At 73.1% G+C, this 2,205-nt stretch carries 2 protein-coding genes and 1 pseudogene; all 3 read left to right on the plus strand.

All coding sequences use genetic code 11. From position 1 onward, the window contains the following. A pseudogene (locus ACTUAL_RS28840) lies at positions 1-509 on the plus strand (MerR family transcriptional regulator); the annotation flags it as partial. Between the two features lie 145 nt (positions 510-654). Continuing rightward, entirely contained in the window at positions 655-1,128 is a 474-nt protein-coding gene (locus ACTUAL_RS28845) for a bifunctional nuclease family protein (RefSeq protein ID WP_015804058.1), read from the plus strand. A 384-nt stretch (positions 1,129-1,512) separates the two neighbouring features. Continuing rightward, a complete protein-coding gene (locus ACTUAL_RS28850) occupies positions 1,513-2,079 on the plus strand; it encodes a MerR family transcriptional regulator (RefSeq protein ID WP_440902444.1) in 567 nt (188 codons plus the stop codon). The last annotated feature ends 126 nt before the right edge of the window (positions 2,080-2,205 follow it).

The following is a 2,205-nucleotide window of genomic DNA, read 5'->3' on the forward strand; positions in this document are numbered from 1 at the left end:
GCGACGAGGCCGAGCACCCCCTGCCGACCGGTTCCGCGCCGGAGCGCGCCGCGCCCGCGCGTCCGGCGGCCCCCGCCCCCCGCTCCGAGCTCCCCACCGCGGCCGACCTGGCCCCCGCGCCCGGCGACCGCCTGTCCCGCGAGGACCTGCTGGCCCAGTCCGGGCTCGACCGGGCGGCCCTCGCCGAGCTGGAGCGGTCGGGCCTGCTCGCGCCCGGCCCCGGCGGCCTGCACGACCCCGACGCGCTGGCCGTGGCCAGGACCGTCCGGGCCCTCGCCCGCCACGGCGTCGAGCCGCGCGACCTGCGCCCCGCCCGCGCCGCCGCCGACCGCGACCTGGCCACCGTCGAGCGCGTCCTCGCCCCGCTGCGCCCCGGCCGCGACCCGAGGACCAGGGCGCGCGCCGACGAGGTGGGCCGCGAGGTGGCCGCGCTGCTCGTGGCGCTGCACACACTGCTGGTCCGCTCCGGCGTGCGGGAACTCGCCGGTGACCGCGTTTCGCCGAGGTGAACGCGCGGGAACGCGGTGCGAAGGAAGATGCCGGGCGGTTGCGCACACAGCCCGCTTGGCGGGTAGCGTCGGGAGAGCATGTGGGGAATCCTCGTAGACCAACGGGGACGCCAGAGTTTCAGCGCGCTGAGGGAGGCGATACCCGATGAGCGAGATGCGCGTCGTCGGAGTGCGGGTGGAGCTGCCCGCGAACCAGCCGATCCTGCTGCTGCGCGAGACCGAGGGTGAGCGGTACCTGCCGATCTGGATCGGCTCGGTGGAGGCCACCGCCATCGCCCTTGAGCAGCAGGGTGTGCGACCCGCCCGGCCGCTGACCCACGACCTGCTCAAGGACGTGATCGGGGCGCTGGGGCGGCAGCTCGAACAGGTTCGCATCATCGATCTCCAGGAGGGCACCTACTTCGCCGAGCTCGTGTTCGACGGCGACATCAGGGTGTCCGCGCGGCCCAGCGACTCCGTGGCGCTGGCGCTGCGGGTCGGCGTCCCGATCCACGCGGACGAGGCCGTGCTCGCCGAGGCCGGGCTGATCATCCCGGACGAGCAGGAGGACGAGGTCGAGAAGTTCCGCGAGTTCCTCGACTCCGTCTCCCCGGAGGACTTCCGCGGCGCGGACACGTAGGCCGCGCCACGGGCTCGGACAGCGCGGAGGGGGCCGTCCACGATCTTAGGATCGGGGCGGCCCCCTCCGCCGCGTCACGGTGTGTTGCCGGGGTGTGGTGTTGGCCCCACCCGGTGAGGGATGGGTGGGTGACGGACGCCCGCATCACGCCCCGTTGACCGGTTTCGGCTAAACGATCACTAAACGTCACTCGGTCGGACGATGCAGCCCTATTCTCTCAACCTCAACCTCAGGTTGAGGGTCGACACGCCCCGCGCGTCGCGTTGACCAGCCCCCTAGCCGGTCTTACCGTCGAGCTCAGGTGAAGTGCCGCGGTGTGAGTCGACACCGGTCGGCTTCACGTTGGTCACCGGTCGTCGTGACCGGAACCGAGGGGAGGCAGGCGTGGTCGAGGAAGCGCCCATCCGGGCCGGATTCGGCGAACAGGGTGAGCTGTTCCCGGACTCCTCGCTGCCGGACGAGCTGGTCGGCTACCGGGGGCCCGCCGCGTGCCAGATCGCCGGGATCACCTACCGGCAGCTCGACTACTGGGCGAGGACGGGCCTGGTGAACCCGACCATAAGGAGCGCCCACGGCTCCGGGAGCCAGCGGCTCTACTCGTTCAAGGACATCCTGGTCCTCAAGGTGGTCAAGCGGCTGCTGGACACCGGCGTCTCGCTGCAGAACATCCGGGTCGCGGTGGACCACCTGCGCGAGCGCGGGGTGCAGGACCTCGCCCGGATAACGCTGTTCAGCGACGGCGCCACGGTCTACGAGTGCACCTCGCCCGAGGAGGTCGTCGTCCTGCTGCAGGGCGGTCAGGTCGTGTTCGGGATCGCGGTCAGCGGGGCCATGCGGGAGATCAGCGGGACGATCCACGAGTTCCCGGCCGAGCGCGCGGACGGCACCGAGATCGTGGTGGTGGCGGAGGACGAGCTGGCCAAGCGCAGGCGCACGAGAGCCACGGGCTGACGTTCCGCGGCCGGGCGAACCGGGCGCAGCCGACCGGGCCGCCGCCCGTCGGCCGCCGCCCCCGACCCGCGCGCCCCGTGAAGCCGAGCTGAACCGCGCCGTCCCCCGCGCCCGCCGCTGTCCGCT

The sequence above is a fragment of the Actinosynnema sp. genome, from assembly GCF_052038725.1.

Excerpts from the sequence above, each read along its gene's own strand:
- ACTUAL_RS28845 (WP_015804058.1), top strand. The coding sequence starts at position 655 with ATGAGCGAGATGCGCGTCGTCGGAGTGCGGGTGGAGCTGCCCGCGAAC.